This window comes from Bradyrhizobium sp. Kon10 (genome assembly GCF_055807395.1).
The window spans coordinates 203,255-217,500 of the sequence record NZ_JBVVOZ010000009.1 but is presented as its reverse complement, the minus strand read 5'-3'; the positions used below and the strand labels follow the sequence as shown (position 1 = coordinate 217,500).

The following is a 14,246-nucleotide window of genomic DNA, read 5'->3' as shown; positions in this document are numbered from 1 at the left end:
GGCTTCGATCCCGCGTCCAAGAAATATGTCGGCAGCGAAGCGGTGCTCAAAAGCCAGATCGCACAAGTCCAGGCCGACAAGAAGATGCCGGCCAAGGACAAGAAGGAAGCGCTCGACGAGCTCAACGAAGCGCTGAAGACGCCGGCGCCTGCGGTCGAGAACAAGGGCAATATCGATCTCGTCGGCAAGTATTACGACAAGCTGGTCGCAGCCCTCGGCGACGACCAGAACTGAGAGTGTTCTTGCGTCGCGCCGCCCCGCGTATTGCTCACAACGGTGTCGTCCTGGCGAAAGCCAGGACCCATCACCCAGGAAGCAATGGTGACGCAAAGCGCGCAAGCGGGAGAACTAAGAAAGTCACGGCGAGAGCTTCTCTGAACAGGAACCTCGCAGCTTGCCGCGTGTTGCCGACCCATCGCCGTGACAGACCTCAGGCCGTTGCCGGTGACAGAGAGACGCAACTGCGCTCCCGCCTTAGATCGGAGCGCCACATGCCGCGTTACCATTTCCATATTCTGGACGGAACTGCCGTGACCGATGAAACCGGGGTGGAGCTACCCGGCATCGCGGAGGCGCGGATCGAGGCCATTCAGCTGGCGGGCGGCGTGTTGCGCGAGGGCATGGCCGGGCACTTCTGGCACGCCCAGCCGTGGCAGCTTTTGGTCAGCGATAGCCCTTCACCAACTGCCGCCCGGGCGTATTTTGTCCTGAACTTTTCAATGGTCCCATCGTCTCAATCGCGCGAGAGCGCGATCACCGCCGGCTATCAAGCTCTGGCGCACGTCTTGGACGTCCCCCCGAAAAGATAAAGTAAGGCGACCTCTCTCATTGAGAATGATGAGTAGACTATCCCTAGTGCGGCTGCCGGCATCATCGCCCCGCGTGGTCGCGCCAGCCCATGACTGACGCATCAGAATATCTTTTCCGCACGACCATAATTGATGTAGCCTAACAACCAGCCGCCAGCGGGTCATGCCGAACGCCCGTCCAGTCTGAGCGGTATATTGCCCACGGCAGGGCCTATGGTCTTTCGCTCAACACGGCTTTAGCCGCCTGTTTTTGTTGAGCCCGAAGCAAATCTTACGTCTCAATTTTCGAACATTCCCCGATAGGAGGAAGTCACCATGCATTTCTGTATGACAGGGCAATACACACCAAGATCTCTCAACAGCATCATGGAAAATCCCAAAACCAATCGGTACGAAGCGGCCAAGAACCTGATCGAAGCCGCCGGCGGAAAACTGATATCGATGTATAGCACCGCTGCTGAAGGCCCGGGCGTCCTGGTCATCTTCGATGTCCCTGACCCCAGTGCAGCACCGGCGATTTCTGGCACGGTGGTCGCCTCCGGCGCCATTCATAATGTCAGCCTCATCAGGCTTTGGACACAGGACGAGATCGGCAAGGTCCGACAAACTGCAAGCCAGCTTCGGGGAAAGTACTCCCCGCCCGGCAGTTGAGACGGACGGTCGACGGCGCGACCTGACGTCGACGAGTTGAATTCAAGGTTGGCGGCAGTCTGATCGGCCTGCCGCCAGCTGATGCCCCGCGGCGTGCAGCCAAGGAGCGCAACGCAACTCCGGCAAGCTGTTTCATTTTTGAAAGGGAGATTTTCGTGAGGTACATGATTGAATATACAATCCGCACCGCCGGGCTCACTCATGCCGAAAACTTTGCCGGCGCTGGCGCTCTATTGGCCGCCTTCAGCAAATGGAAGCCGGAGGATGGTTTGACGGTCCACGCCTTCCTGTCGAACCTCGCTGGCAATGGAGGTTACGTTTTTGTCGAGACCAGCGATCCCAAGGTGATCGTCTCGTTCGTCTCGAAGTACAATTTCTGGAACGAGGTCAACGTCGTCCCGGTGATAGAAGTCAGCGACGCGGTGCCGCTGACTGCGGCATCTCTGGCGTGGGCACAGAGCGCTTCGAAGAGCTGATCGTCACACCCGGCCGCCGCAACGTCGAGGTCCCATGGCCGTGCCGCCGGCTCTCGTGCCCTGGCGCGTGAGCGGTGTATTCCTATGACCCCTACCCGACCTTCACCGCAAGCTGTCCCTTCGGTATAAAGCGGCATGTCCCGGATGAGGGGTTTCGACTGTGCCAAATCGTCGCCAGATACTTTCAGGACTCGGAGGAGCAGCTCTGGGCTTGCCGATCATGCCGGCTCCGGGGCAGCAACAGGCTACGTTTGCTTCCGACAGATTCGCCGCCGAGGTGAGCCGAAGGCTCGATCAAGCCATTGCCGAGCGGCGTCTGTGGAATATCCACGGTCTTGTTGTGCTCCAGAACGGAAAGCTGATCATCGAGCGCTATTTCGAAGGTCAAGATCGGCAGAGAGGCGTCGGCGATCTCGGGATGGTCAAGTTTGCGGCGGAGACGATGCATGATCTGCGATCCTGCTCGAAAAGCATCGTGGCCTTGCTGTATGGGATCGCTCTCCAGCAAGGCAAGGTCCCCGCGCCCGAGGCGAGCTTGCTTTCCGGATTCCCGCTCTCCATGACCCTGGGATCGGATTGGGATGAGACCAGCTTGTCGTATGCCGATCCTCGCAATAGCGAAATCGCCATGGACAACGCTCCCGACCGCTATCGCTACATATTGGAGCGGCCGATGCTCGACGCGCCCGGTACCCACTGGGTCTATTGTGGCGGAGCGACCGCCTTGCTGGCCCGCTTGATCGCAAAGGGTTCGGGCAAGTCACTGCATGAATTTGCACGTGAGTCACTTTTCGATCCGCTCGGCATGGGGCCGACCGAATGGGCCTCCGGGCCTGATGGCGAACCGTTCGCTGCGTCAGGCGCGCGAATGTCGGTGCGCGATCTCTCACGGATCGGCACGTTGATGCTCGCCGGAGGGCAGCTCGATGGCCGGCAGATCGTTCCGTCGGAATGGATCAAGCGTTGCACGACACCGGTCGTCAGTTGCGACGAGCTTCGCCGTTACGGCTACCAATGGTTTCTTCTCGATATAGCTTTCGGCAAGCCGAAGGGATGGGCGCCCGGCCGGCTCGAGCGCATGTGGATGGCGCAGGGGGAAGGCGGCCAGCGGCTATACATTATTCCGGCGTTGCAGCTCGTCATCGCTTTGACGGCCGGAAATTACGACGCCGAAGATCAGTCGATTCCGCCGACGCGCGTGCTGCGCGAAATCGTTTTGGCGAGCATATCGTAGGCTTCCACATGCCGGCGCACGGCCGCGGCCATAGCCGTCCTGCGCTCGACCACCGCTTGTCATCCATCGCTGACGGTCAGAGAACTGCGCGCAAACCCGGTGTTCGCTGGGCCACAAATCCGACAATGAGAAAGCTTGCCAGGATGCCGCCCAGGCTGGCGAGCGCGAATTTGAGGCCAGTGGAAGCAGGTAAAAAATGCAGCAGACGCGTAATCGCGACCAGGATCGGCGCGTGCAAGACGTAGACGCCGAACGCATTGCGCGTGAGGAAGCGAGCGACGGGTCCTTGGCGGTCAAAGCGGTCTCTGTAGAGGACGATTGCCCCCAACGAGAGAGCAAGACAGGTGAATGAGCGCCAGGCGTCCATGCCGGCAGCCTGCCAGTGCCAACCGCCGCCATAGGACGAGACGTCGCCGCTCATGGCTCCGCCTGCAGCGACCAGCACGATCCACAGCGCAGCCCCGACCCAAAGCCCGCTCCACAACCAACGTCGTCCGGCAGATGATGGGATCTGGCGCAGCCAGTCACCTTTCCATGCTGCAATTCCGGCCACATACATCAGCGGGTATTGCGGAAAGTCGTGGACATCGACGTTGAGAACAGTCCTCGCGTTCGGAAAAATCGCGCCGACGACGAAGGTCACGATGGCAATCAAGGCCGCGTAACCCAACACAGCCCCTGCCGAAGGAGGATGGCGCGGAGCGAACTGTAGCGGGCGCGCCCGGCACACCACGGCGTAGGCGGCCGAGAACAGGAGAAGCACAAGGCAGAACCAGAGGGGACCCGAGCCGTCGAATAGCTCCCCTGAACGGAGGTGCAGCCACCAGTCCTCGACGAACGTGCGCGGCGGGTTCGATCGCCACGACCCTGCGACGAAATGTTCGGTCAGCGGACCAATCACGGTCAGATAGAGCAGCAAGGGCAGGCCAAGTCTCCGCAGCCGCTCGCGGATGAAGCTGCCCACGCCATTGCGTGCAACGGCGCCGGCCGAAAAGAAGCCTGCTATGCCGAAGAGCAAACCCATTGCCACCGCGTGCTGGAAGGATTGATAGGCAGCGAAGGCAATCTTCACTCCGATACTCAGTTCGGGATGCTCGCGGTAGTACCACTCGCCAAAAGGCGAGTAGGTCACGGCGGCGTGCATGACGATCACCATGCTGATCGCCGACCAACGCAGGTTGTCGATATATAAAAGCCGATGACTCGGCCTCTCTCCAGGCATGACCTGTCCTCCGGCTTGCGCCTGGATCAGGCCTCATGCCGAGGTCGGGGTCTTGCCGGAAGTCGCGTCCGGCCTGGCTGAATCCGGCAAAACATGGCCGATTGCGAAATCGGCCAGTGTGCGACGGCGAAATTCGGTGGGCGTTTGGCCAGTTTGCCTCTTGAACGCGCGATTGAACGGACCGATCGATCCCCAGCCGGCGTCCAGGGCGATGGTGAGGACCGGGACGCGCGATTGCGCAGGGTCGGACAACGCCTCCCGCGCCTCTTTCAACCTGTGCTCGTTGATGAAATCAGTGAAGTTCCGATAGCCGAGGCGCTGGTTGATCGTCCTCCGAAGGCGATATTCAGGGACTCCCAATTGCTCGGCCAGTCGATCCACCGAGAGCTCTGGGTCGCGGTAGGTGCGATCCTGCTCCATCGCCCGCCGTAGCCGCTCCGTCAATTGGCGCTCCTCGGCGCTCATGTCCGTTGCCGCGACGGCGATGGTAAGGCCCTCTTGCGCGCCCGGCGCCGGTTCGAGCGTTGGCTCAGGCATGACAGCACGCAGACGCATCAACGCGGCGACCATCGCCAAGCCCAGCACGGCCGAAAGACCGGGCAGCCAGCGAACGCCGGCTGCATCGAGCATTGTTGTTGCCAGGATGACCAGACCCACAGCGCAGGCGAAAATGATCCGAAAGCGGCGTCGCCCCTCCACCAGGTCTGCTTTGCGTCCTGCAAGCACCCGGCCGGTTTCGACCACGGCCACGATGAGCGTCGCGGCATGCGTCGCATCCCACGCCAAGCTCGAGCCGGACAAGGTTGCCACGCCTGCGAGCGGCAGGAGAGCAGCGAAGACCGCCCACCTCCATCGCGTCGACTGAGAAGCGTCCCCGAATACTGTCTCGGCCCACGCAACGAAAACGCCTGCGATTGAGTTGCTGAGAATCCGCAGTGGAATGACCCACCAGACGAGATCCTCGTGCAGTCCGGGAGCCGTTTCGATGAGGAACGCTATGACGCAGAGGTCGAATAGCAGCGTGGCGCGACCGATCGGCGATCGGAGCGTGCCAGGAAGACCAATGATCGCAAGCAGGCCAAGCAGCGCCAATGCGCCACCTCGGACCCCGGTTTCGAGCAGCATTGGCGAACCTCCAATGCTTTTCTGGCTCGAACGATAGCTGGATGCAAGGCCTCGAGGTCCTGCGAGAAGATCCGGATAGGCGCTTCTCGTCCGCAGCCGATCGGCGCATCGATGTGCTTCTGATCGTCCGGTTGCAAATGCTACCTGTCGGCCCTAAGCGGCATTCCGCATGGCTCGAAGCTTTCGAGCCATGCTATCCGTGTTCAGGACATAGCCGTCGGGACGCGTGGATCAGCGGCGGCCCGATTGCCTGGCGTCGGCGACCTGCTTTTCGCCGGGCAACTTGCCACCAGCCAGCAGGCTGGTGCAAAGCCATCGAGTTTCTCTAGGGGTCGCGCCAAGCAAACTCTTGGTCTCTACGCACTGCGCGTAGGTGTTGTAGCTGAGTGTATCTCGGCACGTCGGCGAGACACTATGGGTAAAAGGCTCCCCGCCACTATAGCTACATCCGACCCAGGGAGCGTTGCCGACCCTGTAACTCGTTTCGCAACCACCGTTGCAGCTGCTGGCGGATTTCTCCAGCCTGGCAATCCTGCCCAACACCGTGTTCGGTGCGAACACCGGGTTTTGAGCGGCTGACAAACCGGTTGCCCGATGAGATGCCCGATGAGATGTCACGGTCGTTGGCCCCTGCCTCGGCACTACCGTAGCTCTTTCCTTCGGCGCTTCGACCGAGACGGCGGGAAGTGACGAGTTTGGTGTGGGTTGTGACATTGCCGCGCTGCTGCACAGCAAGGCGGTTGACAAGGTCACGACGACTGACGGCACGGCGAAGCCTAACGAGAATCTCATAAGGTACCTCCCCAGATCCGGGACGGAACAGCCGCCCCGACAGCCAAGGGTTGTATCACAACATTCCCGTACCGGCAATTTGGAAGAGGCAAAGCTATCTGAGGGTGAGTCGCGATCGAGATGATCGCGCAACGGATGTCGGGGTGAGCGATGGGAATTTGAGTGCCGGGGTGCGCTCCGTGTGATTGGGGTCGAGCCGATCCAGCAAGCCGATGACAATGAAGTGGTTGATGGAGGAGCGCTTGTGACCCGAAGCAGAGCCCGCCGTGCCGTTGTTGACAAGAGTTTGGCGGCTGCGCATATTTTCGCTGGGTGGATACGACCTGCCGCTTGCACCTTTCGGGGTATGGTGAACGTATCGCAGCATCGTGCGGCGCCCTTTGCCGAGCAACGGGCCAGCAACGCAAGCACTGGCATCTCCCGTTGCGTCGAAGCAAAGGAATAGCCATGCGCGATTATCGTGATGCCAAAGTTATGGCACATACACTGCGTGCCTCGCTCGCCTCCAGGGGCACGAACGTCACCCTCGGCCAAAGCCTTGAACTCATTGCACAGATATTCGGGTTGCCGGATTGGAATAGGCTTGCTGCCGCAATTCGGGGAGCACCTGCCACCAATACAAGGCCGGCTGAGAGGCAGCCTGCGAATGTCACGTGGCCCTCGGGCTTTACGTCCGAACTTAACCTGACGTTGAAGAGGGCTCTTGCCCACGCGGAGCAGCGAAACCACGAATACGCGACTCTTGAACATCTGCTGCTCGCACTGCTCGATGATCCCGATGCTTCGGTCGCGATCAAGGCAGCCGAGGTCGATCTTGCAGAGCTCAGGCAGGCCGCAACGACTTACATCGACGAGAAGCTAAAGACCTGGGTGATGAGTGGCGACGAAGGCCGGACCACTCCGACTGTCGCATTCCGGCGCGTTGTTCACCTTGCGGCTGTCCGTAGCCTGAAACGCGAGACCAACGGCGTGGATCTGCTGGCTGCGATGTTCCGGGAAACAGAAAGTCCCGCGGTCTGGCTCCTGAGCGAGCATGGGATGTTGAGGGAAAAAATCCAGATAACCGGGCCATTGACACCGCGCGAAGAGCGCGTGCTCCGCATGCGGTTCGGGATCGGCGCCACCGAGCACACGTCGGACGAAATCGGCCGGGAGATCTCGGTAACCCCCGAGCGCATCCGGCAAATCGAGGCCAAGGCCCTGCGCAAGTTGAAACGGCATCCACCACGGCAGAGCAAGCCGGCTAAAAAAACCCGTCGCGCCCCGCCAAAATGAGGGTTGCCTTTTGACAGGGCCGACGAAGTGATCGAATTAACCGACGATTTCCGCGGTTGACCCAACTCGGACGTGGCACCGTCGTCTGACAGTAGCCACGGCAGTGTCGGCGCACTAGGATCCGGCTTTGGCACGAGCCGGTGAGGGGCACGATGTTTGAGGTCGTGGAATTTCCTTCCCAAGGCGCGACATTGCGCGGGCGCTTCTACCGCCCTGCGCAGGCGGCGGCGCCTTGGTCCACCGTAGTGATGACGCATGGCACCACAGCGACCATCACCATGTGCCTCGATCGCTATGCCGAGGTGTTCTGTCGCGCCGGCCTCGCTGTGCTGCTCTACGATCATCGCAATTTCGGGCTGAGCGGCGGCGAGCCGCGTCAGCTGATCAACCCGTGGCTCCAGGCGCGCGGCTATCGCGACGCCATGAATTATCTGCTCACGCGCGCCGACGTCCACAGCGAGAGGATCGCCGCCTGGGACGATAGTTGTTCTGGCATGATTGCGCTGGCGGTCGGCGCGCTCGACCCGAGGTATGCGGCGGTCGCCGTGCAATGTCCGGCCTGCGGCATGGAAATGCCCAAGCTTCCGCCGGACGAGTGGCATTTCCAGACCATGCAAACGATCTTTGACGGCGGCGACATCACCGGCACGCCTGAAACCACGACCGGACCACTACCGGTCGTGTCAGCCGATCAAATCGGCGCGCCCTCCCTGCTGAAGCCGATCCAGGCCTACCGCTGGTTCATCGACTATGGCGGCCGGCATGGCACATTGTGGGAGAACCGTGTCATTCGCGTCATTCCACCGACGGTGGTGCCGTTCAGCGCCTATCTGGCGGCGCCGTTCATTCGCGGGCCGACCCTGCTCATGGCCGGTCGCGACGACGAGATGATTCACTGCAATCCCGACGTAACGAGGGCCGTCTTTGGGCTGATGCGCTGCCGTAAGCAGTGGGCTGATATCGATGGCGGTCATTTCGGCTTGCTGTACCATCCAAGCGAGATTTTCGAGGAAGCGAGCGCGGGGCAGTGCGCCTTCCTGACCGAAGCGTTGGGCGTGCAAATCACGCGACGATCACAGACAACCTGACACTTCGACTTTGGCACTAAGTCAATGCATGAGTCCGGAAGTGAGCCCTTGGCCGAAGCTCGCTCGAACCCCTGCCATGTCGGCTCGCTGGGGCAAACCGGGTATGGGCTGAGCCAAGGCCTACCGCTGGTTTTGACTCCAAGCGGACATCCGATGCTTGGTCGCTCGGCACGACATCGCGTACGCTCGGCGGCGGGATATGGAGGGTGCGAGCGATGAGAAGTCCTTCAAAGTCCGATACCGGCGCCGGGAAAGCACTCTCGCGACGCTCTGTCTTGACCGGACTTGTGGCAACCTGCGTTGCGGCATCGGCGAAATGGAGTTGGGCTGCGGAATTCGGTGGCGGTCCGTCCTTTTTCGCTGATGGCCCGGACGCCGAACTTTACGGCGCGGGCGAGAACTACCCGATCAAGGACCGGTGGCGGATCTACCAGCCCGGCAATCCGGCCTCGCCAAAATACCGCGTCGGCGCATTCAGTCACTATGATGAGATATTCCCGACCCGTCGCGTCGATCGCGCGGCCACGGCCTGGCCATTCAAGCGAACGCCGGCGGATGTCAGCTACCAGTACAAGGGAAACCGTGCTTCGCTTGCGGATTATCTGGCGCGCAATCCGGTGACGGGCCTGTTGATCGCCAAGGACGACCGGATTCTGGTTGAGCGCTATCAGTACGGCCGCAGCGATCGAGACCGGCTGATGTCGCAGTCGATGGCAAAATCGATCACCGGCATGCTGATAGGGATCGCGACCGCGGAAGGCGCGATCAAGTCGATCGACGATGCTGCGGGGACCTATGTTCCCGGCTTGAAAGGCACGGAATACGGTGCAACGCCGATCCGCGCGCTGCTGCACATGTCGTCTGGCGTGAAATTCGGTGAAGAGAACGACGAAGCGAAAGGCAGCGGAGACGACCTCGATCGCCTGTGGGGCGACATGGTGCGCAAGCACTGGTTTTCCCAAAGAGGCACCGTCGCGAGTATCGCGCAATTCAACCAACGGATCGCGCCGCCGGGGACGCGGTTCCATTACGCCAGCATCGAAACGGATGTGCTTGGTCTCGTGCTGCGTTACGCGACCGGTCAATCAATGTGTGGCTATCTCCAGGAAAAAGTCTGGCAGCCGATCGGCACGGAAGCGGACGCCAAATGGCTGATTGATGCGGAAGGCGGTGAGGTAGCGCACGGGTTCTTCAATGCGGTACTGCGCGACTACGCGCGACTCGCCCGTCTGCTGGCCCACGACGGAGAGTGGGAGGGCAAACAGATCATACCTGCACAGTGGGTGATTGATGCGACCACGGTGCGCGCCTCGGAGACGTATCTGGCAAAGGCCGAGGGAGGGTTCGGCTACGGCTATCAGGTCTACCTGTTTCCCGGCAGCAGACGGCAATTCGCACTGTTGGGTTACCTCGGGCAGCGCATCCTCGTTGATCCGCCCTCCAAGCTGGTCATGGTGCAGACCGCCGTCGATGAAAAGTCTCCCGAAATCTGGCATCTGTGGTCGGCCGTGGTCGCGCAGTTCGGGTGACGCCACCAAAAGCCAAATGAGCTGCGAGGTCTGCTTCCGGCACCAACCGGAAGCTGCTCCAAGCGCGTATGGGGCATTCGCTTTGCTGTCACTCAACGGGAGAATTGAGCAGAGAGGAAACTCTGCGTCTCCATGATTGCCTTCCTGGCCGCTTCCGCATCGTACTTGAGCCAGTGCCCGTACATTTCCCTGCCGTCGGCGAAAGCCGGAACGCTAAAGGCGTGATAGGCACCGGGATAGACGACCAGCTTAACCGGCGCGCCCCTGTCGGCTCGCCGCTTCATCCAAAGTTCGCAGTCCCTCGCAGGCAACCAGTCGTCGAGTTCGCCGATCAGGATTAAAGTGGGAACGATGAGTTCCTCGGAAGCAAAGCCGCACCCCGGAAAATAGGCCACCGCGGCCTTGAACTTCAGATCCCGAGGAGCGTCGAATGTTTCCACGTGGTGGGACGACGCTAATTCCAGCGCAACCGTTCCACCCATCGATCCTCCAAGGACAGCGATACGTTGAGGATCGACAAAAGGAAGTTTGGAAAGATAGGATAGAGCGCCTAAGGCATCAGCTTGGCGGGCAAGCATCAGGGCAGGCATCGGTTTGGTGCAGGCGTCCTTGATGCCACGGGTCGCAAAGCTATCGACTGCAAGTGACACATACCCCAAACCGGTCACGGATTGAGCGATGGACTTTCGGTCATCTCTCGAAAGTCCATCGCATCCATGGAGAGACACAATGGCGGCGAATGGGCCGTCGCCCTCAGGCTTCGCGAGGTAGCCCTCGATCGTCTCCGCCGCCTTCGGGGCTTCGCCACGCTCGCGCGCCAAGCGCTGCTGGAGCTGGCCAAGGCGGACTGGAGCACTGTCGAACCTGACCAACTCTTGTGCCATCGTGACGGCGTTCGTGCAAACGCACGTAACCAATACGGCTAACCCAAGACATGCTCCGGCTCGTGTGCCCATTTTACCTCGCCTCGTCTTCGCAACAGGGCTAATGTAGCAGGTTGTGTCAGTCTATCCGCAGCGTAAGTTCAGGACTGCAGACATCCCTCGCTTGACCCATTGTTAAGCTGGTACCGCGAACTCCGTTTGGCCCATCTCGGACCTCCCGACCGGCGTGGGTGATGTCTACTGCCGGTGCTCAACGGTAAGTGAGCGCCATGCGGAAAGGTCGCTTCTGACCCGGAACGAACCTCATCAGGCGAACGCGCCCGTTGCAGACGATCTGCACAACGCGTACCGTCGCCGAGGCTGATGTTAGGAACTCCAATGACTGATCGAGAAAAGATTCTAATTGCGCTTCGCGAAAAGCCTCTGAAGGCTTTCGAAATCATGAAGCGCGTGAACATAAAGAATCAGGACGACTGCCAATCGCTCCTGCTGAAGATGCGTGACGACGGCGTCGTGAAGTTCGATATTCACAAGGGACATTGGCTCGCTGCGTGACAACGTTCTTGGTCACGGGCGGCTAGAGTTGCCTCCAAGTTCCTTGGATCGGAGAGAATAGCCGCCTTTGGGCGGCTGTTGTCTTTGCGCCGTGGCTGTCCGCCGATGCTGACGATGTCCGCTCATCGAGGAGGCCCGGAACTGCGCGGCTGATCGCCGAAACTGAGACGATTGACCCAAAGCGGTTCGTTCTTCTGAAAACTCTGTTGCGTCCCATGTTACGACCTGTCCCCATTGTTTTGGCAACTGGCCAAGCGCAAAGCCGACGCCGCGATCCCAATGCAGCCGGTGGCAGAGGTGGAGAGCAAGGGACAGGGAACGTGATCGTGATTTTTAGCGCAGCAGCGAAGGTGATGGGTGTCGCGCAGGGCTCAACCGTTCGTGCGCGCTGGGTAACCTTGATTGTTCTTTTTTGCATGATCGCGCCGCGTGAAAGGGCTTATGCGATGAACGATCTTTCGAGCTCTTCTCAACCAGAATTTTGGCAAGAGGTTCATCCCCACTGGTGGTCGCCGACCGCCCCGGAGGGCGACGAGTTTGAATTGCCTTCGGGCGCAAAGACCTGATCACGGCTCAAAGTGCGTGGTTTGTCGAATGGGCAATGAGCCAAAATGCACAGGCCCCCTCAAGGTTCGCGTTCCCAAGCGAGAGTGCCGACGACTTTCTTACCCTGATAGATGCCCACGGAGCTGACTTGTTCAGCGGTTCGGATGCTCAGCCGGTCACCGTCTAGCTTGAAAAATCTCACCTGATCCTGCCCGCTGAGGAGCTCGTTGCCCGAAATGTCGACTTTGGTCGTGAACTTGTCTCCGTCGATGGTGAATTTTCCGGTGTAGACATTCAACGACTTGAGGAGCGCCGCCGTCTCGTCGTTGTTTGTTGCAGGCTTGCGATTTGCCCCCACAATGATGAAGGCCGCATATCCGTCAGGCGTGAAAAGCGCTCTACCTTTCGGGTTGGGACCAAATGGTTCGCTGGCGTCGCCGCCGACAATTTGAATGGTCCATGAGGTCAATTTCCAACTCCCGACCAGCTGCTTCGATGCGTCGTCCGCAAACACAGGTCCAGACGGAAAATAGCAATAGAGAGCAACCAATAAGGCAACGAGACGCGCCATGCTGTTCTCCCATGAATGGCAAGTCGGGCTTTGACAATGATCAGGATAGCTTGAGCGATCAAAACTTACGAGCCTTCGGACGGCAGGCTCCTCGCCAGCCTGTCGGGTGCTGGCCCATCGCAATCGCCCGGGCGGTGCCCGGTCATGTCCGAAGTTGAGGGTAGACCGGCCCTGACTGCCCACGGCCGAAACCGCCGCTGTTGACCCAAAGCCGACCTTGTGCAGTGCACATCCCCCTTGATATGCTCGATCCATTCAGTCAGCGGGGAGTCCCGAACGATGTCCGATATCTCGCATCGGGACCCGGCACTTGGCGCAGCCGGTGCTTACGCCGCGTTTGGACTCGACAGGCCGGTCACGTTTGTCGACGCAGCTCACGCTCAACAGTCCGTCACTCAACCTTTCCGCAAATACAAGGTCGGCGACATTGAAATCTTCTCTTTGATTGATGGCATGCGTGACGTTCCGCTGCGGGAGGGCATGGTCAGGAATGTCAGCGTCGAACAGGTCAAGACCGTGTTGCGCGGTGCCGGTTTTCCCGATAATCAGGCGCCCCTGCGGTTTATCGTCATGGCGCTCAAGCTGCGCGATCAAGTGGTCCTGATCGACTCGGGTACGGGCGGTCACCCGATTTATGGTGAGGGGAACGGTCGGTTATTCGAGAGCATGGCGGCGGCGGGCCTTGACCCCAAGGCAGTCAAGACGATCCTCATCTCCCATCTCCACGGCGACCACATTTATGGCCTCATGAACAATGAGAGCGATGCGCAGGTCTTCCCGGATGCCGACATCGTGGTGCCCGCCGCGGAATTGAAGTGGTGGACGCGCCCGGGGGTCGAGTCGATCGATCTCGGACCGACACGCAAAGGCCTCGCCCAGCGAATTCAGGCCACGGTGGCGACTTGGAAAAACGTCAGGACCTTTGAGGGAGAACCAGAACTCCTGCCCGGCGTGCACGCCATTCAGGCGCCTGGCCATAGCCCGGGAATGGTCGCGCATCTGGTCACCTCCGGCGGCGAACAGTTCCTGATCAGCGCTGACGTGGTCAATCTTGCACCACACATTTCGACAAATCCCCAGTGGCAGCTCTCTATCGACCAGGATCCGCAAATGGCTGTCGAAACGCGAAGGAAGATCTTCGATCGCGTGGTCGCCGACAAGCTCACCATTTCGGGTACTCACTGGTTGATGCCGAACGTTGGCACGCTGGCCAAGGATGGCAACAGCTACGTATTCGCAGCCGAGGGGTAGTATCCTCGCGACACTACCCGTCGGCGATTGAACGATGACTGCTGCCCGTAGCGGAGACCCGGTCGGCATCTGAGTCAGCTTTTGGCCCCAAAGCTGACCTGCCGCGCGCAGCCAGTGCGATCACAGCTTGTGCCCGAAGCGCGTAATCTGCATCTGCTTCAAGAACTGTGAACCAATTGGTCGAGGGTAGATATGTCTTCCAACTTCATTTAAGGGCGCAGACGGATACGACCAGTAT

General features: G+C 60.1%; 15 protein-coding genes (1 of these 15 cut by a window edge). 11 read left to right on the top strand and 4 right to left on the bottom strand.

The window, feature by feature from the left end:
* The 5 genes from AC0L2O_RS15740 to AC0L2O_RS15720 form a co-directional block, all read left to right on the top strand.
* On the top strand, positions 1-234 hold the final stretch of the coding sequence (locus AC0L2O_RS15740; protein ID WP_473370357.1) for a hypothetical protein. 354 nt of this gene lie to the left of the window's left edge; 234 of the gene's 588 nt are visible here — the last part of the coding sequence; its start codon lies off the left edge, out of view; its stop codon occupies positions 232-234.
* A gap of 257 nt (positions 235-491) precedes the next feature.
* A complete protein-coding gene (locus tag AC0L2O_RS15735; protein WP_473370356.1) occupies positions 492-809 on the top strand; it encodes a DUF6894 family protein in 318 nt (105 codons plus the stop codon).
* Positions 810-1,124: 315 nt separating this feature from the next.
* A complete protein-coding gene (locus AC0L2O_RS15730) occupies positions 1,125-1,460 on the top strand; it encodes a GYD domain-containing protein (RefSeq protein ID WP_369720795.1) in 336 nt (111 codons plus the stop codon).
* Positions 1,461-1,624: 164 nt separating this feature from the next.
* Positions 1,625-1,936, top strand: coding sequence for a DUF3303 domain-containing protein (locus AC0L2O_RS15725; protein ID WP_369726620.1), 312 nt, complete (start codon positions 1,625-1,627; stop codon positions 1,934-1,936).
* Between the two features lie 220 nt (positions 1,937-2,156).
* On the top strand, positions 2,157-3,170 hold the full coding sequence (locus tag AC0L2O_RS15720) for a serine hydrolase domain-containing protein (RefSeq protein WP_473370369.1): 1,014 nt from the start codon (positions 2,157-2,159) through the stop codon (positions 3,168-3,170).
* Between the two features lie 76 nt (positions 3,171-3,246).
* Here the strand turns inward: AC0L2O_RS15720 and AC0L2O_RS15715 are convergent, their stop codons facing one another.
* Both AC0L2O_RS15715 and AC0L2O_RS15710 read right to left on the bottom strand, forming a co-directional pair.
* On the bottom strand, positions 3,247-4,392 hold the full coding sequence (locus AC0L2O_RS15715; protein WP_473370355.1) for an acyltransferase family protein: 1,146 nt from the start codon (positions 4,390-4,392) through the stop codon (positions 3,247-3,249).
* 33 nt (positions 4,393-4,425) lie between these two features.
* Positions 4,426-5,517, bottom strand: a complete 1,092-nt coding sequence (locus AC0L2O_RS15710) for a helix-turn-helix domain-containing protein (protein WP_473370354.1) — start codon at positions 5,515-5,517, stop codon at positions 4,426-4,428.
* Between the two features lie 1,239 nt (positions 5,518-6,756).
* Here AC0L2O_RS15710 and AC0L2O_RS15705 point away from each other — a divergent pair.
* From AC0L2O_RS15705 to AC0L2O_RS15695, 3 genes are all read left to right on the top strand, one after another.
* The gene (locus tag AC0L2O_RS15705; RefSeq protein ID WP_473370353.1) at positions 6,757-7,584 is read left to right on the top strand and encodes a Clp protease N-terminal domain-containing protein; all 828 of its coding nucleotides are present in this window, start codon (positions 6,757-6,759) and stop codon (positions 7,582-7,584) included.
* A 152-nt stretch (positions 7,585-7,736) separates the two neighbouring features.
* Positions 7,737-8,672: an alpha/beta hydrolase gene (locus AC0L2O_RS15700; RefSeq protein WP_473370352.1), complete on the top strand. Its 936-nt coding sequence runs from the start codon at positions 7,737-7,739 to the stop codon at positions 8,670-8,672.
* Between the two features lie 275 nt (positions 8,673-8,947).
* Positions 8,948-10,201 carry a serine hydrolase domain-containing protein gene (locus tag AC0L2O_RS15695; RefSeq protein WP_473370351.1) on the top strand — a complete coding sequence of 418 codons (1,254 nt, stop codon included), beginning with the start codon at positions 8,948-8,950 and terminating at the stop codon, positions 10,199-10,201.
* 92 nt (positions 10,202-10,293) lie between these two features.
* Here AC0L2O_RS15695 and AC0L2O_RS15690 read toward each other — a convergent pair whose 3' ends face one another.
* Positions 10,294-11,085 (bottom strand): dienelactone hydrolase family protein, encoded by a 792-nt coding sequence (locus AC0L2O_RS15690; protein ID WP_473370350.1) that lies wholly within the window; start codon positions 11,083-11,085, stop codon positions 10,294-10,296.
* 378 nt (positions 11,086-11,463) lie between these two features.
* Between AC0L2O_RS15690 and AC0L2O_RS15685 the strand changes: the two genes are divergently transcribed.
* Both AC0L2O_RS15685 and AC0L2O_RS15680 read left to right on the top strand, forming a co-directional pair.
* A complete protein-coding gene (locus AC0L2O_RS15685) occupies positions 11,464-11,640 on the top strand; it encodes a hypothetical protein (protein WP_409191726.1) in 177 nt (58 codons plus the stop codon).
* A 320-nt stretch (positions 11,641-11,960) separates the two neighbouring features.
* Positions 11,961-12,206 carry a hypothetical protein gene (locus AC0L2O_RS15680; protein WP_473370349.1) on the top strand — a complete coding sequence of 82 codons (246 nt, stop codon included), beginning with the start codon at positions 11,961-11,963 and terminating at the stop codon, positions 12,204-12,206.
* Between the two features lie 59 nt (positions 12,207-12,265).
* Here the strand turns inward: AC0L2O_RS15680 and AC0L2O_RS15675 are convergent, their stop codons facing one another.
* Positions 12,266-12,757, bottom strand: coding sequence for a lipocalin-like domain-containing protein (locus AC0L2O_RS15675; RefSeq protein WP_473370348.1), 492 nt, complete (start codon positions 12,755-12,757; stop codon positions 12,266-12,268).
* Between the two features lie 279 nt (positions 12,758-13,036).
* Between AC0L2O_RS15675 and AC0L2O_RS15670 the strand changes: the two genes are divergently transcribed.
* Positions 13,037-14,008 carry an MBL fold metallo-hydrolase gene (locus AC0L2O_RS15670; RefSeq protein WP_473370347.1) on the top strand — a complete coding sequence of 324 codons (972 nt, stop codon included), beginning with the start codon at positions 13,037-13,039 and terminating at the stop codon, positions 14,006-14,008.
* Positions 14,009-14,246 lie beyond the last annotated feature (238 nt).

Bases quoted from the DNA above. Each gene is read 5' to 3' on its own strand.
- AC0L2O_RS15715 (WP_473370355.1), bottom strand. From the start codon at position 4,392: ATGCCTGGAGAGAGGCCGAGTCATCGGCTTTTATATATCGACAACCTG.
- AC0L2O_RS15675 (WP_473370348.1), bottom strand. From the start codon at position 12,757: ATGGCGCGTCTCGTTGCCTTATTGGTTGCTCTCTATTGCTATTTTCCG.
- AC0L2O_RS15730 (WP_369720795.1), top strand. From the start codon at position 1,125: ATGCATTTCTGTATGACAGGGCAATACACACCAAGATCTCTCAACAGC.
- AC0L2O_RS15735 (WP_473370356.1), top strand. From the start codon at position 492: ATGCCGCGTTACCATTTCCATATTCTGGACGGAACTGCCGTGACCGAT.
- AC0L2O_RS15725 (WP_369726620.1), top strand. From the start codon at position 1,625: ATGATTGAATATACAATCCGCACCGCCGGGCTCACTCATGCCGAAAAC.
- AC0L2O_RS15685 (WP_409191726.1), top strand. From the start codon at position 11,464: ATGACTGATCGAGAAAAGATTCTAATTGCGCTTCGCGAAAAGCCTCTG.
- AC0L2O_RS15720 (WP_473370369.1), top strand. From the start codon at position 2,157: ATGCCGGCTCCGGGGCAGCAACAGGCTACGTTTGCTTCCGACAGATTC.
- AC0L2O_RS15710 (WP_473370354.1), bottom strand. From the start codon at position 5,517: ATGCTGCTCGAAACCGGGGTCCGAGGTGGCGCATTGGCGCTGCTTGGC.
- AC0L2O_RS15690 (WP_473370350.1), bottom strand. From the start codon at position 11,085: ATGGCACAAGAGTTGGTCAGGTTCGACAGTGCTCCAGTCCGCCTTGGC.
- AC0L2O_RS15700 (WP_473370352.1), top strand. From the start codon at position 7,737: ATGTTTGAGGTCGTGGAATTTCCTTCCCAAGGCGCGACATTGCGCGGG.
- AC0L2O_RS15670 (WP_473370347.1), top strand. From the start codon at position 13,037: ATGTCCGATATCTCGCATCGGGACCCGGCACTTGGCGCAGCCGGTGCT.
- AC0L2O_RS15705 (WP_473370353.1), top strand. From the start codon at position 6,757: ATGCGCGATTATCGTGATGCCAAAGTTATGGCACATACACTGCGTGCC.